The 17,400-nt window shown below is 74.5% G+C and carries 17 protein-coding genes; 6 read left to right on the top strand and 11 right to left on the bottom strand.

Annotated elements, in window-relative coordinates:
- Positions 1–102: 102 nt before the first annotated feature.
- The 3 genes from ACGF13_RS11510 to ACGF13_RS11500 all read right to left on the bottom strand — a co-directional run bounded on the left by ACGF13_RS11510 (position 103) and on the right by ACGF13_RS11500 (position 3,685).
- On the bottom strand, positions 103–1,437 hold the full coding sequence (locus tag ACGF13_RS11510) for a cytochrome P450 (RefSeq protein ID WP_392872126.1): 1,335 nt from the start codon (positions 1,435–1,437) through the stop codon (positions 103–105).
- Between the two features lie 92 nt (positions 1,438–1,529).
- A complete protein-coding gene (locus ACGF13_RS11505; RefSeq protein WP_392872123.1) occupies positions 1,530–2,900 on the bottom strand; it encodes an MFS transporter in 1,371 nt (456 codons plus the stop codon).
- Between the two features lie 221 nt (positions 2,901–3,121).
- Entirely contained in the window at positions 3,122–3,685 is a 564-nt protein-coding gene (locus tag ACGF13_RS11500) for a sigma-70 family RNA polymerase sigma factor (protein ID WP_392872120.1), read from the bottom strand.
- 55 nt (positions 3,686–3,740) lie between these two features.
- Between ACGF13_RS11500 and ACGF13_RS11495 the strand changes: the two genes are divergently transcribed.
- A complete protein-coding gene (locus ACGF13_RS11495; RefSeq protein ID WP_392872117.1) occupies positions 3,741–4,007 on the top strand; it encodes a zf-HC2 domain-containing protein in 267 nt (88 codons plus the stop codon).
- Positions 4,008–4,333: 326 nt separating this feature from the next.
- Here ACGF13_RS11495 and ACGF13_RS11490 read toward each other — a convergent pair whose 3' ends face one another.
- Positions 4,334–5,269, bottom strand: a complete 936-nt coding sequence (locus tag ACGF13_RS11490) for a hypothetical protein (RefSeq protein ID WP_392872114.1) — start codon at positions 5,267–5,269, stop codon at positions 4,334–4,336.
- Between the two features lie 802 nt (positions 5,270–6,071).
- Here ACGF13_RS11490 and ACGF13_RS11485 point away from each other — a divergent pair.
- The gene (locus ACGF13_RS11485; RefSeq protein WP_392872772.1) at positions 6,072–7,259 is read left to right on the top strand and encodes a cytochrome P450; all 1,188 of its coding nucleotides are present in this window, start codon (positions 6,072–6,074) and stop codon (positions 7,257–7,259) included.
- A gap of 108 nt (positions 7,260–7,367) precedes the next feature.
- Here the strand turns inward: ACGF13_RS11485 and ACGF13_RS11480 are convergent, their stop codons facing one another.
- Together ACGF13_RS11480 and ACGF13_RS11475 are read right to left on the bottom strand one after the other, a co-directional pair.
- The gene (locus tag ACGF13_RS11480; RefSeq protein WP_392872111.1) at positions 7,368–8,075 is read right to left on the bottom strand and encodes an N-acyl homoserine lactonase family protein; all 708 of its coding nucleotides are present in this window, start codon (positions 8,073–8,075) and stop codon (positions 7,368–7,370) included.
- 57 nt (positions 8,076–8,132) lie between these two features.
- A complete protein-coding gene (locus ACGF13_RS11475; RefSeq protein ID WP_392872108.1) occupies positions 8,133–8,591 on the bottom strand; it encodes an Lrp/AsnC family transcriptional regulator in 459 nt (152 codons plus the stop codon).
- Between the two features lie 141 nt (positions 8,592–8,732).
- Here ACGF13_RS11475 and ACGF13_RS11470 point away from each other — a divergent pair, with 141 nt between their 5' ends.
- The 3 genes from ACGF13_RS11470 (at position 8,733) to ACGF13_RS11460 (ending at position 11,704) form a co-directional block, all read left to right on the top strand.
- The gene (locus ACGF13_RS11470) at positions 8,733–9,362 is read left to right on the top strand and encodes a LysE family translocator (protein ID WP_392872105.1); all 630 of its coding nucleotides are present in this window, start codon (positions 8,733–8,735) and stop codon (positions 9,360–9,362) included.
- Positions 9,363–9,483: 121 nt separating this feature from the next.
- On the top strand, positions 9,484–10,986 hold the full coding sequence (locus ACGF13_RS11465) for a CoA transferase (RefSeq protein ID WP_392872102.1): 1,503 nt from the start codon (positions 9,484–9,486) through the stop codon (positions 10,984–10,986).
- 46 nt (positions 10,987–11,032) lie between these two features.
- Positions 11,033–11,704 (top strand): DUF6461 domain-containing protein, encoded by a 672-nt coding sequence (locus tag ACGF13_RS11460; RefSeq protein WP_392872099.1) that lies wholly within the window; start codon positions 11,033–11,035, stop codon positions 11,702–11,704.
- Positions 11,705–11,855: 151 nt separating this feature from the next.
- Here ACGF13_RS11460 and ACGF13_RS11455 read toward each other — a convergent pair whose 3' ends face one another.
- Positions 11,856–12,455, bottom strand: coding sequence for an HdeD family acid-resistance protein (locus tag ACGF13_RS11455; protein ID WP_392872096.1), 600 nt, complete (start codon positions 12,453–12,455; stop codon positions 11,856–11,858).
- Between the two features lie 254 nt (positions 12,456–12,709).
- Here ACGF13_RS11455 and ACGF13_RS11450 point away from each other — a divergent pair, with 254 nt between their 5' ends.
- A complete protein-coding gene (locus ACGF13_RS11450; RefSeq protein ID WP_392872093.1) occupies positions 12,710–14,530 on the top strand; it encodes an NAD-binding protein in 1,821 nt (606 codons plus the stop codon).
- Positions 14,531–14,717: 187 nt separating this feature from the next.
- On the opposite strand, the gene ACGF13_RS11445 is transcribed toward ACGF13_RS11450, so the two are convergent.
- The 4 genes from ACGF13_RS11445 to ACGF13_RS11430 all read right to left on the bottom strand — a co-directional run bounded on the left by ACGF13_RS11445 (position 14,718) and on the right by ACGF13_RS11430 (position 17,308).
- On the bottom strand, positions 14,718–15,503 hold the full coding sequence (locus ACGF13_RS11445) for an enoyl-CoA hydratase (protein ID WP_392872090.1): 786 nt from the start codon (positions 15,501–15,503) through the stop codon (positions 14,718–14,720).
- 139 nt (positions 15,504–15,642) lie between these two features.
- Complete coding sequence (locus ACGF13_RS11440; RefSeq protein WP_392872087.1) at positions 15,643–15,906, bottom strand: hypothetical protein; 264 nt, start codon at positions 15,904–15,906, stop codon at positions 15,643–15,645.
- A gap of 61 nt (positions 15,907–15,967) precedes the next feature.
- Entirely contained in the window at positions 15,968–16,123 is a 156-nt protein-coding gene (locus ACGF13_RS11435) for a GntR family transcriptional regulator (RefSeq protein WP_392872084.1), read from the bottom strand.
- Between the two features lie 111 nt (positions 16,124–16,234).
- Positions 16,235–17,308, bottom strand: coding sequence for an enoyl-CoA hydratase/isomerase family protein (locus ACGF13_RS11430; protein ID WP_392872081.1), 1,074 nt, complete (start codon positions 17,306–17,308; stop codon positions 16,235–16,237).
- Positions 17,309–17,400: the final 92 nt, after the last annotated feature.

Here is a 17,400-nt window from a genome sequence, read left to right as displayed (position 1 = left end):
GGCGGGTCCTCCAGGGAAGGTCGTGCGGGGTGCGGGGTGCGGGGTGCGGGGTGCGGGGTGCGGCTCCGGGCGGGTGGAGCCGGGTGGCGGGACGCGTCCGGGTCAGCGGCGGTGGTCGTAGGCGACCGGCAGTCGGCTCACCCCGCGCGCCAGGACGGCGGGGACCCAGGTCAGGTCAGCCAGACCGTCGCCGGGCGCCTCGGCCGGGCGCAGGCCGGGCAGTCGGGTGAGCAGGGTGGCGAGGGCGATCTGGAGTTCGGCCCGGGCCAGCGCGGCGCCCGGGCAGAAGTGGATGCCGTGGCCGAAGGCCAGGTGGGCGTTGGGCGTGCGGTCGAGGTCGAGGCGGTCGGGCCCGGGGAACTGCGCCTCGTCGCGGTTGGCGGCGCAGAGCGAGACGATCACCGAGTCGCCCGCCGGGACGGTGGTGCCGAACAGGTCGCTGTCCTCGGCGAAGAACCGCCAGGTGGTGAGCTCGAACGCGGCGTCGTGGCGCAGCAGTTCCTCCACCGCCCGGGCGAGCCGGCCAGGCTCGTCGACGCCCTCACGCAGCCGGGCGAGCTGCTCGGGGTGACGCAGCAGGGTGACCAGCATGGTGGTGATCTGGTTGGTCACCGGTTCCTGCCCGGCGACGAGCAGCTGGAACACCATGGAGTCGAGCTCGGCGCGGCTCAACTCGCCCGCGTCATGGGCGGCGACGAGTCGGCCCAGCAGGTCCTCCTGGGCCGCCCAGCCGGGCTCCCGGCAGTCGGCGCGCTTGCGGGCGACGACGTCGGCGATGTACGTCTGGAGGCCGCGCAGCCGCGCCTCGTACGCCGGACGGCCGGGGTCCTGCGGGCCGACCGGCGCGACCACCTTGCCCCAGTCCCGGTCGAAGCGCTCCGCCAACTCTGGTGGCAGTCCGATGACTTCGGCGAGCACCCGGAAGGGGTAGTGGGCCGCAAAGCCGGCCACCAGGTCCACGCCGCCGGACTCCGGCAGCTCGTCCACCAGCGCGTCGGCCAGCTCCCGGAACCGGGGGCGCAGCGACTCCACCCGGCGCGGGGCGAAGGCGTCCAGCACGAGCCGGCGCATCGAGGTGTGCTTGGGCGGGTCCTGGTGGAGCAGGTGGACCTGGAGCTGGGAGTGCTGCGGCTCGGGCATGATCGACGCGAGCCGGCGCCAGTTGTCGTTGCCCAGTGCGTGGTTCTTGCCGAGACGGGGGTCGTTGAGGGCCGCGTGGGCGGCCCGGTAGCCGGTGACCAGCCAGGCGTGGATGCCGCTCGGGAACTCCACCCGGTGCACCGGCCCGGCCTCGCGCATCCGCTGGTAGAGGGGGTACGGGTCGCGCTTGTACGCCCGGCCGTACAGCGGGACGGGGGAGGGGAGCCGGTCGTACCCGTACGGGCAGCCCGGGACGTCGTCGGCGGCGGAGGCCGGGCCGGGGATCGTTTCGGTCATCGGGGATCCTTCGGTGCGGTGCGGGTCGGGGGTGGTGCGGGGTGGTTCGGGGCGCTGTGCCGCGGTGTGGGTCGGGGGGGGGCGTGGGGCGGTCAGGGCGTGGGGCGGCGGTGCAGCGCGAGCAGGGCGACGGCGGTGGCCGCGACCAGTGCGGCCACCGCGATCCCGGCGCGGGTCCCGGTGACGGTGCGGTCGCCGGCCAGGGCGGCGGCGGTGGCGAGGGCCGGGCCGAGGGCGAAGCCGAGGCTGCGGGCGAGCTGGACGGCGGAGCCGGCGGTGGCGAGCTTCCCGGGCGGGGAGGCGGACATCACCAGGGCCTGGGTGGGGCCGCCGTTGAGGCCCATCCCGGCACCGGCGAGGGCGAGTCGCGCGGCGATCTCGGCGGCGGACCAACCGGCGTCCAGCGGGACGAGCAGGGCCAGGCCGAGGGTCGTGACGGCGGCGCCGGTGAGCGCGGTCGGGCGGGCGCCCCAGCGGTCGGCCAGCCGGCCGCCGACCCGGCCGGCCAGCACCATGCCGAGCGGGAACGCCAGCATGGTGAGCGCGGTGGCGGTGGCGCTCTCGCCCCGGGGGCCGCGCAGGTGCTGGGCGAGCAGGTAGTGGCAGGCCGCGAAGCCGGCGGCGAGCGCCAGTACCGAGGCGTTGACCCCGGCGGTCCCGGCGGCCCGCAGCACCTCGGCCACCGGCCGCCCGCCCGGGCGGCGCAGCCAGAGCAGCACCAGCGGCACGGCGGGCAGGGCGAGCAGCAGCCACCCCGGCGCCTGTGGGGCCAGGGTGAGCCCGAGCAGGACGGCGGCCACGGCGGCGCCGATCAGCCCGGCGTCGCCGAGCGAGGACCGGTCGGGCGGCCGCAGCCCGCCGCGACGCGGGGCGCGGCGCCACACGATCAGGACGGCGGCCAGGCAGACCGGCAGCTTCACCAGGAAGATCGCCCGCCAGCCCAGGTGGTCCAGCAGCAGACCGCCGACCACCGGCCCGGTGACGGCGCCGAGGGGACCGAGCGTCGCGGGCACGCTCATCGCCCGGCCGCGCAGCTCGGGCCGGACGGAGGTCGCGGCGAGCACCGGCATCAGGACGAAGAGCACGGCCCCGAAGGCGCCTTGGAGCATCCGGGCCGCGATCAGCCAACCGGCCCACGGGGCGCAGGCGGCCAGCACGCTGCACAGGGCGAAGCAGCCGACGGCGAACAGCAGGGCCGAGCGGGTGCCGACCTGATCGAGCCACCGCCCGGCGGGCAACAGCAGGGCGACGAGCGGGAGCTGGTACCCGAGGACGGCCCACTGGGCGACCCCGGGGGAGACGTGCAGGCCGGCCGAGATGTCGGTGAGCGCGAGGTTGACCACGTTCATGTCGAGCATCGCGACGAACGACAGCAGGCCGGCGGCTACGACCAGGCTCCAGCGGTCGACCGGTGGTTGACGATCCGTCAGGGCTGGGGCGGCCGGGGTTGGATGTGCTGTCACGAAGTCCCTCCGTCTCCCGTGCTGCTGTAACGGACACCGCCTCGGCGGCGGGGTCCGGTACAGCAGTCGGTGGCGCGGGGGCTCCAGTTCCGAACACTTGGGGGATTTCTTCCCGGGGGATCGACAGCCGACGGCTTTCAGCGAACAGATGACAGATAACAGATTTCGAAAGTTGTCATCTGTTATCTGTCATCTGCCATCTGTTCTCCGTCGGTCCCCGCTCAGCAGGCGGTCGCCAGCTCCCCGGCCTCGGCGGCGCGCAGGCGCGCCACCAGTTCCTCCCGCGCCCGGGCGACCCGGGAGCGGACGGTTCCGACGGGACAGCCGGCGACCTCGGCCGCCTCGGCGTAGCTCAGGCCGACCACCTGCGTCAGCACGAAGGCCTCCCGCCGCTGGGCGGGCACCCGGTCGAGCAGGTCGCCGAGCGCGATGCCGTCCTCGAACCCGGCCGTCGGCACGCCGATCTGCCGCTCCGCCGCCTCCTGCCAGTCCGGCAGTGCGGCGCAACGCGGCCGGGCGGCGGCCATCCGGTACCGGTCGATCACCGTGCGCCGGGCGATCGACAGCAGCCACGTACGGGCCGAGGACCGCCCCGCGAACGCGGGCAGGCCGCGTAGCGCGCGCAGGAAGGTCTCCTGCGCGAGGTCGTCGGCGGACTGCACGTCCGTCAGGTGGGCGACGAAGCGCCAGACGTCCCGCTGGGTCGCCCGGACGAAGGCCTCGACGTCCGCCGCCCGTCCGGAGCGGGCGGTCAGCGCCAGGGCGGTGAGCTGTTCGTCATCCACGGTGGCCCCCCACGTGGCTGGTCCCGGCGCCACGGCCATGCGGGACGATGGTCCTATGAGATGCGCGCAGTTTCGTACGGCTCTGTCCGCCCGGCTCGACGGCGAACCGGGTGGCCTGCCGGAGATCCGGCTGGACAAGCACGTCGCGCGCTGTGCCGGCTGCCGGGAGTGGCTGGACCGGGCCGAACGGCTGCGCGGTCGGGTACGGGCGGGCACCGGCGACGGCCCCTCGCCCGAGTGGTCGGCCCGACTGCTGGCCCGGCTGGGCGAGGACCGGCCGGGAGGTCGCGCTCCGGACGGCCCGCAGATCGCCGAGCAGTAGGCGCGGTCGGCGAGGCCGGCGAGCCCGGGGGAGCGGGAAGGGCGGGACGGTGGCGCCGGCCGCAGCCGGTCCGCCGTGGAAGTCAGGCATGGAAGGTCCCGAGGGGGAGGCGGGGAGCGGTGCCGCGCAGCGCGGCACCGTCGGCGTCCATGGGCAGCCGCGCGGCGCGCCGGGTCCCCTGGGGAGGCACGGCGGCGGACGCGGGCCCGCACCCTGGCGGCACGACGGCACGAGGCGCGGCCGTACGGCAGGGCGACCTGCCCGTCGCGAGAGTTCCCCCGGCGACCGGAAGCGGCCGGGAGCGGGAAGAGGGAGCGGCGGGCGCGTCAGCAGGCGAGGGCGAACGCCGGCGGCCCGCGCCGGACCACGGCATGCGTCAGCAGCACCGAGCGGGGTGGCCGGGCCCGGTCGTCGGCCGGGCGCGGCGGAGCCGAAGCCCGGTAGCCGAAGGGGTGCGCGAAGAGCGCCAGCAGCGGGAGCAGCAGAGCCCCTGCGACCACAGCGCCGAGCGCGCCGAGCAGCTCGAAGAGCCGGACCAGCGCCGCGTCACCGCGCCAGAGCAGGAGCGCACACGCCAGCGCGGCGAGCACATGGGCGGCGGTCATCCCCGGCGACATGCCGTGGGACATCCCGTGCGCCATTTCGTGCGCCGGTCCGTGCGCGGGCGTGCTCACCAGATCCTGCGCCGGGCCGTACGACCCGGCGCCGTGGAACGTGCCGTCGGGCATCACGTGCTGCCCGTCGGGCATCCCCGGCATCCCCGGCATCCCGGCCATCCCTGGCAGGTCGATGTCCGTGCCCGTGGCCCCGGGGGCTCCGTGGCGCGGCACCGCCGTCGGCCGCAGGCTGCCGGCGGCCGGTGGGACGTCCGGGTCGATGCCCGCCATCCGCGCCAGTTCGACCGGGGAGAGCCCGCCGGGCGCCCGGTCGGGATTGCAGAGCAGAAGCGCGGCCCAGTCCGTGGTGGCGAGCCGGCCCAGACTGCCGCCTCCTCGGGAGATCGCCCCGGCCTGTTCGAACAGCTGGTGCAGCGCGGTTTGCGCCACGACCATCCAGAGGCTGATCACTCCGAGCCCGCGCCGCTTCCCGGCGAGCAGCCAGGTCAGTCCGAGGACCGCCCCGAAGCCGCCGGCCAGTGCCGTCGGCGAGACCCCGGATCCGGCCATGGCGACGTGCGCGGTGGCGGCCATCGCCACGCACAGCGCGGCGAAGACCACGGCGCGCAGCAGGCGGATCCGGTCGGTCATCACGATGGCACTCATCGTCGCACCCGCCCTGCCCGGTCCGTACCGCACCCTCCGGTGATGGCTGGTTCTATGCCGTGAGACCATGCCCGGCCGCCGCCCCGCGACCCGTCCGCGACCCCGTCCGCGACTCCGCCCGACCACGGCCAGGCCCGGCCCGTCGGCCCGGCAGGCTGAACCGAACAGCTGCTCGTACGACCATCGGGACGGTTTGACAGCACGTATCCCCATGCTCACTTAATGTGCTCAGTCCAGCACGGTGTGTATGTGAACGATGCCGTCCAGCAAGCAGGGAGGTCCGGTCTTGGAGACCCCGACGGATACAACGGATGCCTCGGCGCCCATTGCCGACAGTGCCGAGTCCGCTGCCCCCGCGGAGCCGACCGTCCCGCAGCGGGCGAAGGTCCCGGAACAGGCGAAGGCCCCGGTCGAAGCGGCGGACCGCGGGGAGCAGGCCGTGACCGCCGAACCGGCCGCAGCAGTCGGGGCCGCCGGGTCGGCCGACCCTGTCGGGACGACCGAAGCCGCCGGGACGGCCGATGCCGCCGGGACGGCCGACGCCGCGGAGACGGTCGAAGCCAAGGAGTCGGCCGAGCCCGCGGAGCAGGCCGACTCACCCGAGTCCACCGTGCCCGCCGACGCGGCTGCCCCCGCCGACGAGGCCGAGTCCACGGATCCTGCCGACGCGGCCGAGCCAGCCGCTGACGCGGCTGCCCCCGCCGACACAGTCGACCCGTCCGCCGCGCCCGCGTCCGCGAACCCGGAGGAGGCCTCCGCCCCGCCCGAGGGCGCCGACCTCGCCGACCCCCGTTTCTGGCAGCTGCCCGCCCCCGCCCGTGCCGCCGCCTTCGCCGAGCTGCGCAGCCGCCCCGCCCCGGTGTTCTTCGGCGACCGCGCCACCGGCCGGGGCTTCCACGCACTGGTCCGCCACGCCGACGTGGTCGAGGCCAGCCGCACCCCCGCCGTCTTCCTCAGCGGCCCCGGCGTGACCACCCCGGTCCCGGCGCGCTGGGTCCGGCTGTTGTTCGGCGACTCGATGGTCAACCTGGACGACCCCCGTCACGCCCAGCTGCGCCGGATCGTCTCGCGCGCGTTCACCCCGCGGCTGCTCGACCGGGTCGAGGAGGACGTCCGACGGATCAGCACCGAGCTGGTCGACCGGATCGAGCGGGAACGGCCGGAGGACTTCGTGGCCGCGGTCGCCGCCGAGCTCCCGTTCCAGGTGATCTGCACCATGATGGGCATCCCGGAGCGGCAGCGCCGCGTCATCCTCGACCTGGTCAACCGCAGCTCCGAGGACATCGGTGTGGCCCGCCCGCTGCGCCGTCGGCTCCGGGTGCCCGGGCGCGGGCTGCGGGCGCTCGCCCGGATGCAGGGCATCGTCGCCCGGATCGGCCGCCGGCGCCGCCGCCGGCCGGAGGACGACCTGATCTCCGCGCTGGTCACGGCGGACGTGGACGGCCGCCGGCTCACCGGTCGGGAGCTGGGCGCCTTCTTCAGCCTGCTGCTGGTCGCCGGGGTCGAGACCACCCGCAACGCGCTGGCCCACGGCCTGCACCTGCTGACCGTCCATCCCGAGCAGCGCGCCCTGCTGCTCGAGGACCTCGACGGGCGGCTCGAAGGCGCGGTGGACGAGATCGTCCGCCACGCCACGCCGATCATCCAGTTCAACCGGACCCTCGCCGTCGACCACGAGCTGGGCGGCCCCGGCGGCCCGCTGCTGCGCGCGGGCGAGAAGGTCGCGCTGTTCTACGGCTCGGCCAACCGTGACGAGGAGGTGTTCCCCGAGCCGGACGCCTTCGACCTCACCCGCACGCCCAACTCCCACCTCGGCTTCGGAGGCGGGGGCCCGCACTACTGCCTCGGCGCGCACCTGGCCCGGCAGGAGATGACGGCGCTGTTCCGCGAGCTCTTCACCCGCCTGCCCGAGGTGCGGTCGGTCGGCGAGCCGCAGATCGTCCCGTCCAGCTTCGACCACCGGGTCCGCTCGCTGCGCTTCACCTTCTGAGGTTCGGCGGGCGGGACGAAGCCGCTCCGGGCCCCGATCAGGACGAAGCCGTTCGGAACTCAGAGCAGCACGACGTCGTTCCGAGCCCCGGGCAGGACGAAGCCGCCGCTAGTCGGTCGGCTCGCAGACGGCGTGGTCGTGCGCGAACAGCACCCGGTGCGGCGCGTGCTCCGCCATCCGGTCGAGCCAGGCCCGGTACCCGGGCAGCGGCGCGGCCACGCCGTCGCGGGCCGCCCGCCGGGCCAGCACCGCCTGCCCGTACTCGGAGGCGAAGTCGTACGCCTGCCCGGCCAGCAGGACCGGCCCGCTGCCCGGGCGGTCGACCAGCAGCGACTGGTGGCCCCCGGTGTGGCCGGGGGTGGGCAGCACCCGGACACCGGGCCAGACCTCGGCCTCGCCGTCGAGCTCGCGGTACTCGGCGCCGGGGAAGTCGACCAGCGCGTCGATGGTGTACCCGCCGCGCCGGGCGGCGGCCAGCTCGCCCGCCTGGACCAGGACGGGCGTGCCGGCGAACAGCGGGTTCCCGCCGCAGTGGTCGAAGTGCAGGTGGCAGTTGACCACCAGGTCGATGTCGGCGACGGAGACCCCGGCCGCGGCGAGCGCCTCCGGCAGCGGCCGGCGGACCGGGCGGTAGTGCGCCTCGGTCTCCGGCTCGCCGCCGCCGATCCCGGTGTCGAACAGCAGCAGCCCCTCCGGGCGCCGGACCAGGTACGCGAGCACCGGCTCCACGCGCGGCTCCGGGCCGCCCACCTCGGCGGCCGGCCGGACGATGTACCCCAGGTCGAGACGGCGGATCACGCGCAATTCAGCCCCCATGTCGCAGTGCGTCGCTCTGCCCCGTACGTGCGGCCGCACGGGCCCCCGGTTCGCACCCTACCCGCCGACCGGCAGCCCCCGGTCGGCCTTCACCTGCTTCATCGTCAGGTGGGAGTTGACCTGCGCGATGCCCGGCAGACCGGACAGCACGTCGGTGATGAAGCGCTCGTACGAGGCTATGTCGGCCACCGCGATCCGCAGCAGGTAGTCCGGCTCGCCGAAGAGCCGGTGCGCCTCCACCACCTCCGGCAGCTCGGCCACCCGGCGCTCGAACTCGGCGACCGTCACCTGATCCTCGTGACGCATGGTGATCGTGACGAAGGGCTGGAAGCCGCGCCCGACCGCCGCGCCGTCCAGCACCGCCCGGTAGCCGCGGATCACTCCGTCCTGCTCCAGCTGGCGGACCCTGCGCAGGCAGGGGGAGGGGGTGAGGTCCACCCGGGAGGCCAGCTCGGCGTTGGTCAGGCGCCCGTCCTGCTGGAGCTCGCGGAGGATTCTGCGGTCGATTCGGTCCATGGCGCAACATTCTGCCAAAACACCGCTCCTACCAGCGCGAAGTCGCCATCGCGTGCCAGCCCGATCCGGCTACCTTCAGTGACCGCACCGGCCGACCGCCGGGCCGAACCGCGACGAGCACGACAGGCCACGCCCACGCCCATGGACACCCACGCCCTCCTCCTCTTCCTCGGAGTCGACCTCCTGCTGGTCTGCACCCCGGGCCCCGACTGGCTCTACATCGCCGCCCGCGGCCTCGGCCAGGGACGCCGTGCCGCGCTGACCGCGGTCGGCGGGGTCTGCGCCGGGTACGCCGTCCACACCCTGCTGTCCAGCGCCGGCCTCGCCGCCGCGCTGCGCGCCGTCCCGGCCGCCCTGCCCGTGCTGCGCCTCACCGGCGCCGCGTACCTGCTGGTGCTGGCCGTCATGATGCTGCTGGCGCTGCGCAGGGGCGGGGGCTCCTCCGCCCTGGCCGAGCCCAAGCCACAGCCCACCGCGACGGTGCTGCGCCAGAGCATGCTGACCGCGCTGCTCAACCCCAAGGGCCTGCTGCTCTACCTCTCCCTGGTGCCGCAGTTCGTCGACCCGGACGCCGCGCTGCCGGTCGGCGGGCAGGTGCTCGCGCTCGGCTCGCTCAACGTGCTGGCCTGCGCCGTGGTGTACGGGCTGGTCGCGCACGCCAGCGGGCGGCTCGGCGGCCGCTTCGGCGGCAGCCCGCGGGCGGCCCGCCGGATGACCGTGGTCTCGGCGGTGCTGCTGATGCTGGTGGCGGGCGTCACGGCGACCGCCTGAGAACGGGAGCACAATTCCCGGCATGACTGATCGTCCGTTGCCAGAGGGAACCGCCGGAGCGACCGGAGAGACCGGAGAGACCGGAGAGACCGGAGCGACCGGAGCGACCGGAACCGCCGGAGTGCCTGGAACCACCGGAACGACCGGACCTGCCGGAACGACCGGAGCCGCCGGAGCGGCCGGAACCACCGGGTCCGTCGACCGCCCGACCGCCCACGCCTGGGCGGCTCTCGGCGGACCGCCCGAGCTGTTGGCGCGGGTGGCCTTCCACGGACCGGAGGACGTCCTGCCCTCCGGTCTCCCGGTGCGCCGGCTCGCCCGGACCACCGTGGCCGTCTGCTCGCTGGCCGCCGCCGAACTCGCGGCCCACCGCACCGGCGCACCCGTCCCCGCCGTCCGGGTGGACCAGGGGGCGGTCGCCACCGCCTTCGTCAGCGAGCGGCACCTGACGGTCGACGGCCGCACGCCCGTCACCTTCGCCCCGCACTCCGGCTTCTGGCGCACCGCCGACGGCTGGGTGCGCACCCACGCCAACTACCCGCACCACCGCACCCGGCTGCTCTCCGCCCTCGGCCTCGCCGCCGACGCCGGGCCCGAGCAGCTCGCCGAGGTGCTCGGCAGGCTGCCGGCCGAGCGGATCCAGGAGCGCGCGTACGAGGCGGGAGCGCTCGCGGTGGCCGTCGCGCCGGGGAGCCCGACCGTGCACCCCCTCGTGGAGCATCTGGAGGTCGAAGCCACCGCCGGGGTCGGGACCACGGCAGGGGCCGTACCGGCCCGCCCGCTCGGCACGGCCCCGCTGGACCGGCCCGCCGCCGGGATCCGGGTCCTCGACCTCACCCGGGTGATCGCCGGACCGGTCGCCACCCGCACCCTCGCCCTGCTCGGCGCCGACGTCCTGCGCGTCGACTCGCCACGGCTGCCCGAGGCCGATGACGCCCACGCCGACACCGGCTTCGGCAAGCGCTCCACCCGCCTCGACCTCGCCACGCCCGCCGACCGCGCCGTCTTCGAGGACCTGCTCGCCACCGCCGACGTCGTCGTCACCGGCTACCGCCCCGGCGCCCTCGACGCCCACGGCCTCAGCCCCGAGGCGCTGTTCGCCCGCCGCCCGGACCTGGTCCTCGCCCAGCTCTGCGCCTGGGGCTGGACCGGCCCCTGGGCGGGACGGCGTGGCTTCGACAGCCTGGTCCAGGTGGGCGTCGGCATCGCCGCCCACGAGGCCGCCCACGAGGCCGCCCACGAGGCCGTCGACGATGCCGCCGGGCCCGACCCCGACGGCCGTCCCGGCGTGCTGCCCGCCCAGGCCCTCGACCACGGCACTGGCTACCTCATCGCCGCCGGCGTCCTGCGCTCCCTCGTCGACCAGCGCACCCGCCGCCCCGGCGGCCGCCACCTGCGCTTCTCCCTCGCCGGCACGGCCTCCTGGCTGCTCCACGGCATCGAACCGGAAGCACCGCACACCGCCTCGCCCGAGCCGTACGACCCCTCCCGGTGGCTCGCCGAGACCGACTCCGCGTTCGGGCGGCTGCGCCACGCCCTGCCGCCGATCGGGTACGAGGGGGCTCCCGCCGACTGGTCGCGCCCGCCCGGGCGCTGGGGGACGGACGAGCCGGTCTGGCTCTGACGGCTGCGGGCGAACACTGTCCGAGGCGTCTGGCAGCATCGCCGTCATGACCGCACACGCCACCGACTACACCTGGTTCGGGCAGCACTATCCCGTCCTGCGGGAGGCCTACTGCCTCACCGAGGTCCAGGGGATCTCCGCCGAGGAACTGCTGCACCGCTTCGACGCGGTGCCCGGCGGGGAGGTGACCGGGCTGGACGCGGCGATCGAGGCCTGGTGCGCCTTCGAGGACGGCGAGGACGGCGAGGACGAGGACGAGGAGGACTGTGGGGGCGAGGAGGATGGTGGGGGTGAAGGCGAAGACGACCGGCTGTTCGTCGCCGTCACCGAACTCGACGGCTGGGCCGTCGCCATCGAGCCGAACGGCTACCTCGGCTGCCTGCACGAGGTGATCGCCCGGCTCGGTGCGGGCGTCCGGCTGGTCTCGCACTTCCGCAACGTCAACGCGGTGGACAAGTTCCACTGGTGGGAGCACGGCATCCAGCGCCTCCACTTCGAGCCGCTCTTCCCCGACCAGCGGAACGGCTCGGATGCCGAGGCCCCGGGCATCCCCCAGCTGCTGGCCGACTGCGGCTTCCAGCTGGAGTCGCAGGAGTTCAAACTGCACACCGAGGCCGCGTTCGCGCTCGCCGAGCGGCTCACCGACGTCCGGCTCGACCCGCACCGGCTGGAGGCCGCGACCTTCCGGATCGGCTACGCCCCGCACCCGCACCCCTGAGCCGCTCCGCCCCCTGAACCGCTCCGCCCCCGGAGCCGCTCCGCCCCCTGAACCGCTCCGCCCCCGGAGCCGCTCCGCGCGCTGAGCCGCTCCGCCCGGCGCCGGGGCCGTGCCCCCGTGGGACACGGCCCCGGCGCACCGGCGTGTGCGGTCAGACCCCCGACGGGATCTCCTTGGCCCGGTGGCGGACCTGGAACGCCGTCACGATCTCGATCAGGCCGAGGATCACCAGCCAGCACCCGGCCAGTACGGCCAGCGCGGTGATCGACCCGGTGGGCCACACCATCAGCAGCACGCCGGCCAGGGTGTTGGCCACGCCCGCGAAGGCCTGCCAGCCGCGGGCGGGCATCAGCGGGTCGGAGATCGCGGCGGCGATCTGGGTGATGCCGCGGAACAGCCAGCCGATCCCGATCCAGAGCGCGAGCAGCAGCAGCGACTGCGCCGCGCTGCGGAAGCAGAGCAGCCCCAGCAGGACGCAGATCGCACCGCTGATGAAGGCCAGCACCCGTAGCGCGGTGGTGGTGTGGGTGCCGAAGGCGGCGACCAGCTGCACGATGCCGATCACCAGCAGGTAGACGCCGAACAGCACGCCCACCACCAGGAGCGTCTCCCGGGGCCAGGCGAAGACCACGATCCCGAGGGCGAGGGAGACGAGCCCGGCGACCAGCAGGACCTGCCAGGCGGCCTTGGCGAGTAGTCCGAGCGGACCCTGGACCGGGGTGCCGTCGGGGGTGATGATCGGAGGGGCCACGGTGGTGTCCTCCTCGGGCTGACGCCGGGCGACGGGTGACGCGTGACGGGCACCGTGCTGGTCGGGTGACACGTTGGTCGGGTGACGCAGGGCGGGCAGGTCGGGTCGGGTCGGCCGGCTGGCGGGCAGGGAACGTACCCCAGCCTCTCCGCGGCCACGGTCGGACCGCGCGCCGGATACGGCCGTTCGGGGGATCCGCCTCGGTCGCCGGAACGTCATCCCCCGGACACTTTCCGTAGATATTGTCTGTCGGTATGACTTCTGAAGGGTGGGGGACCCCTCCGGTCGAGCCGATCAGTCAGCACTACATCGTCTGCGGGGGCAACGCGCTGGCACACCGGCTGGTCCTGGAACTCGTCGAGCACTATGAGGTCCCGGTCGTCGTCCTGGTCGCCGACCGAACCCGCGACCACGCGCCGCAGATCGAGCAACTCGCGGGCGTCGCCGCGGTCGTGGAGTACGCCAGCGTCACCGAGGAGGCACTGCGCGCGGTGTCCATCGGTACCGCGCGCGGTCTCGCCCTGGTCGAAGGGAGCGACCAGGAGAACATCCACGCCGCGCTCAGCGCCCAGAACCACAACCCGGACATCCGCATCGTGTTCCGGATGTTCAACCAGCGCCTCGGTGAGAACATCGAACGACTGCTCAAGAACGGTGCCGCGCTCTCCGGTTCCGCCACCGCCGCTCCGGCCTTCGCCTCCGCGGCGCTCGACCGGCCCAACTCGGTGGAGATCGAAGGGCGTTACCTGCACATCGCGTTCGACGACGACATCACCTCCGACCGGATCTGCGTGGTCGCCGACCAGATCGATCGGCAGGACCTCGGTAGGATCCGGCTGCTGCCCGAACAGCAGGGCGACTCGGCCGAATTCGTCCGTCTCGCCAGCGAGTTCGGAGGCGACGGGCCGATCCGGCCCGGTGGCGTACGGCGCGAACCGGCCCCGACGGACGACCCCGCCGCGGCGCCGGAACCGGGCGGCCGGGCGGCGCTCCAAGTGCTGCGGATCGAACCCCGGGAGCCGATCGACTGGATGCGACGGCTGCGCTGGCGGCTGCTCGACACCATGCGCTTCTTCACCAGCGCCCGGATGCGGCTGGTGCTGCTCACCGCCCTCGCGGCGGTGCTGCTGGCCTTCGGCGTGCTCTGGTACCTCAACCGGAACTTCGGCTGGACCGTCTACATCGCGCTGCTCGACCTGGCCGGCGCCGCCCAGCCGGACCAGCTCGCCGACATCTCCGCCGGGACGGGCACCGGCGGGTTCTGGCAGCGGGTCGCCCAGGTGGTGATCACCATCTGCGGGATCACCTTCGCGCCGGTCGCCACCGCCATCGCGGTCGAGGTGCTGGGCTCCGGTCGGCGCGGACAGCCGCGCAACCCCGGGGCGGGCACCCGGGACCACGTGATCGTCGTCGGCCTCGGCAACGTCGGCACCCGGGTCGCGGCCCAACTGCACGACATGGGCGTGCCGGTGGTCTGCATGGAACGGGACCCCCAGGCGCGCGGCATCGCCGCCGTACGGGCGCTCGGCATCCCGGTGGTGATGGGCGACGGGCCGTTCGAGCAGCAGCTGCGCCGGGCCCGGCTGAAGCACAGCCGGGCGCTGGTCGCGGTCAGCGGGGACGACGCCACCAACCTGGAGGCGGCCCTGGAGGCGCGCCACGGCAACCCCGAGATCCGGGTGGTGGTGCGGCTGTTCGAGGACGACTTCGCCGGCCACTTCTACAAGACGCTGGACAACGCGGCCTCCCGGTCGGTGTCCTACCTGGCCGCGCCCGCCTTCGCGGCGGCGCTGATGGGACGCGAGGTGCGCGGGACGCTGTCGGTGCTCCGGCACGTGCTGCTGATCGCCGAGCTGAAGGTGGAGGACGGCAGCGGGCTGATCGGGCTCAACCGCCACGACCTGGAGGACCCGGGCGGCGTCCGGGTGATCGCCGTGCGCTTCGCCCACGGCGGGCAGCTGCAGTGGAACTTCCCCGACCGCACCCGGCGGCTCGCCCCGGGTGACCAGATCGTCGTCGCCGCCACCCGCAGCGGGCTGGCCCGGCTGAACACGGTGGCGGTGGAGGAGGACTGAGCGCGGCGACGGCGACGAAGGCGGGGGCCGGCGGACGGATGACAGCCGACAGCTGTCAGCGGACGGAGTTCAGCTGACAGATTTCAACATCTGAAATCTGTCAGCTGTCATCCGTCATCCGTCCGTCACCCGCCCCTTGCGCTCCCCGGTCGCCCCTCCGGCCGCTCCCCGCGGCCGCCCCTCGTCGTCAGCGGTTCTGGAACTCCGGCGGGCGCTTCTCGGCGAAGGCCGCCATGCCCTCTTTCTGGTCCGCCGTGGCGAAGGCCGCGTGGAAGAGCCGGCGCTCGAAGCGCACGCCCTCGGCGAGCGTGGTCTCGAAGGCGCGGTTGACGCTCTCCTTCATCATGATCGCCGCCGGGGCGGACATCGCCGCGACCGTCTCGGCGGTGGCCAGCGCCTCGGACAGCAGCTGGTCCGCCGGGACGATCCGGGAGACCAGGCCGGCCCGCTCGGCCTCCTCGGCGCCCATCATCCGGCCGGTCAGGCACAGTTCCATGGCCTTCGCCTTGCCGACCGCCCGGGTCAGCCGCTGCGAGCCGCCGATGCCCGGGATCACGCCGAGCTTGATCTCCGGCTGCCCGAACTTCGCGGTGTCCGCCGCGAGCAGGACGTCGCACAGCATCGCCAGCTCGCAACCGCCGCCCAGCGCGAACCCGGCCACCGCCGCGATCACCGGCTTGCGCAGGGCACCGAGCCGGTCCCACGGGCCCAGCCAGTCGTCCAGGTAGACGTCCGGGAAGCGGTTGCCCTGCATCTCCTTGATGTCGGCGCCGGCCGCGAAGGCCTTCTCCGAGCCGGTGATCACCAGACAGCCGATCTCCGGGTCCCGGTCGAAGGCGGTCGCGGCGGCGACCACCTCGTTCATGAGTCGGGTGTTGAGCGCGTTGAGCGCCTTGGGCCGGTTGAGCGTGATCAGCCCCACCCGCCCCTTGCGCTCGACCAGGATCGTCTCGTAGGTCTCGGTCTCGGTCATCGCCGTCGACTCCCATTTCCGCTGCTCGGCGCCCGTGGGCGCGCCTGACCACCCAACGATCTACGACGCGCCCCGCCTCGCGCCAGTCTTGGTATGCGAGACGCCGGTCACCAGTCGGTGGAGGGGTGTGCGCGTGCCGTCAGAAGCGGACGCCGTGGCGCTCCGCGGCCCGCCGTACGGGACACGGGCCGCCGCCCTCGATCAGCGGGCGGTGGTCGGAGGCGTTCTCGTGCAGCTCCGGCCGGACGTGGTGCAGCGACGGCACCGTCCACACGTCGACCCCGAGGCCCTCCCGGCTCCGCAACAGCGTCCCGTCGCCGGAGGCGGCCACGATCTCGCGGTGGAAGGCCACCCCGTGCCGGGCCTGACCGAGCGCGTCGCCCGCGGCTGCGGCCCCCGCCATCCTGCCAGACCTCGCGCAGCTCGGCCGGGCCGATCCCACGCACCCGCACACCCCGGTTGGGCTAGGCGTCGAGCAGCCCGAGGGTCTGGAGCGCGCGCAGCGCCTCGCGGAGCGGCGCCTGACCGACGTTCAACTCGGCCGCCAGGCACCGCTCGACGATCCGCTCCCCGGGTTGCCGGCGGTCGCTCAGCAGGCCCTCCGGCAGCAGTTCGCGCACCTGCTCGCCCAGCGGTACCCGGGACAGCGGGTGGCGTCCCCGGCCGGGGTCGATGGCGGGACCCGGTGGTTCACGGCGGGCTCCAGGTGCGCGGGCGGCGGAGGGCCGGGGTCAGGCCAGGCCCAGTTCGTCGCCCTCGCGCGGGGCGAGGATGCGGGCGACGTCCGCCTCCGTCACCTCGGCGAGCGTGCCGGGCCGCCAGCGGGGGTTGCGGTCCTTGTCGATCACCTGTGCCCGGATGCCCTCGACCATGTCGTGGCCCTCCAGCACGGCGCAGGAGATCCGGTACTCCTGGTCGAGCACGGCCTCCAGCGAGGGGAGCGTGCGGGCGCGGCGCAGCGCGGCCAGGGTGGTCTTGACGGCGGTGGGGGAGTTCGACAGGACGGCTTCCGCGGCCTCCTTCGCCTCCGGGACACCGGAGTTCAGCAGCCGTTCGACGATCTCCTCGACCGTGTCGGCCGCGTAGCAGGCGTCGATCCAGGCGCGCTGGTCGGCCAGTGCGGCGGGCGGAGCGGGCTCGGCGTGCGCGGCGACGACGGCCGCCACCTCGGCGGTGCCGCTCCCGGTCGCCGCGGCGGTGCTCCGGCCCAGGGCGTCCAGCAGGTCCGCGATGCGCGACGAGGGCACGAAGTGGTCCGCGAATCCGCACAGCAGGGCGTCGCCCGGGCCCATCGCGGCCGCGGTGAGACCGAGGTGGGTGCCCAACTCGCCCGGGGCGTGGGCCAACAGCCGACTGCCGCCGACGTCCGGGGCGATGCCGATCCGGGTCTCGGGCATCGCGACGGTGGAACGCTCGGTGACGATCCGCACCGCGCCGTGGGCGGACACGCCGACGCCCCCGCCCATGGTGATGCCGTCCATCACCGCGACGTACGGCTTCGGGTAGCGGGCGATCAGCGCGTTCAGCCGGTACTCGTCGCGGAAGAACGCCCGGGTGCCGGCCCCGCCCGCCTTGGCGTCGTCGTGCATCGCGCGGATGTCGCCGCCCGCGCACAGGCCGCGCTCGCCCGCGCCGGTCAGCACGACGGCGCGTATCCGGTCGTCCGCGGCCCAGTCGTCCAGGGTGGCGCGCAGGGCGGTGACCATGCCGTGGGTCAGCGAGTTGAGCGCCCGTGGACGGTTCAGCACCAGCCGTCCGACACCGCCGTCCAGGAACGCCTGGACCTCCGCCACCTCTGTGTCCATCGGGTCCGCTCCCGTCCCTCGGCGATGTCGACCTGGTCCCTGTCGGAATCCTGGCGTCCACCGTACCGGGGGCGGTGGGGAGTCCTGATCAC

The organism is Kitasatospora sp. NPDC048286 (assembly GCF_043201735.1).
GTDB lineage: Bacteria > Actinomycetota > Actinomycetes > Streptomycetales > Streptomycetaceae > Kitasatospora.
The sequence above is the reverse complement of the archived record's forward strand: the minus strand, read 5'-3'. Positions and strand labels throughout refer to the sequence as shown.

Bases quoted from the DNA above. Each gene is read 5' to 3' on its own strand.
- ACGF13_RS11510 (WP_392872126.1), bottom strand. From the start codon at position 1,437: ATGACCGAAACGATCCCCGGCCCGGCCTCCGCCGCCGACGACGTCCCG.
- ACGF13_RS11495 (WP_392872117.1), top strand. From the start codon at position 3,741: ATGAGATGCGCGCAGTTTCGTACGGCTCTGTCCGCCCGGCTCGACGGC.
- ACGF13_RS11490 (WP_392872114.1), bottom strand. From the start codon at position 5,269: ATGAGTGCCATCGTGATGACCGACCGGATCCGCCTGCTGCGCGCCGTG.
- ACGF13_RS11480 (WP_392872111.1), bottom strand. From the start codon at position 8,075: ATGGGGGCTGAATTGCGCGTGATCCGCCGTCTCGACCTGGGGTACATC.
- ACGF13_RS11475 (WP_392872108.1), bottom strand. From the start codon at position 8,591: ATGGACCGAATCGACCGCAGAATCCTCCGCGAGCTCCAGCAGGACGGG.
- ACGF13_RS11470 (WP_392872105.1), top strand. From the start codon at position 8,733: ATGGACACCCACGCCCTCCTCCTCTTCCTCGGAGTCGACCTCCTGCTG.
- ACGF13_RS11460 (WP_392872099.1), top strand. From the start codon at position 11,033: ATGACCGCACACGCCACCGACTACACCTGGTTCGGGCAGCACTATCCC.
- ACGF13_RS11450 (WP_392872093.1), top strand. From the start codon at position 12,710: ATGACTTCTGAAGGGTGGGGGACCCCTCCGGTCGAGCCGATCAGTCAG.
- ACGF13_RS11445 (WP_392872090.1), bottom strand. From the start codon at position 15,503: ATGACCGAGACCGAGACCTACGAGACGATCCTGGTCGAGCGCAAGGGG.
- ACGF13_RS11440 (WP_392872087.1), bottom strand. From the start codon at position 15,906: ATGGCGGGGGCCGCAGCCGCGGGCGACGCGCTCGGTCAGGCCCGGCAC.
- ACGF13_RS11430 (WP_392872081.1), bottom strand. From the start codon at position 17,308: ATGGACACAGAGGTGGCGGAGGTCCAGGCGTTCCTGGACGGCGGTGTC.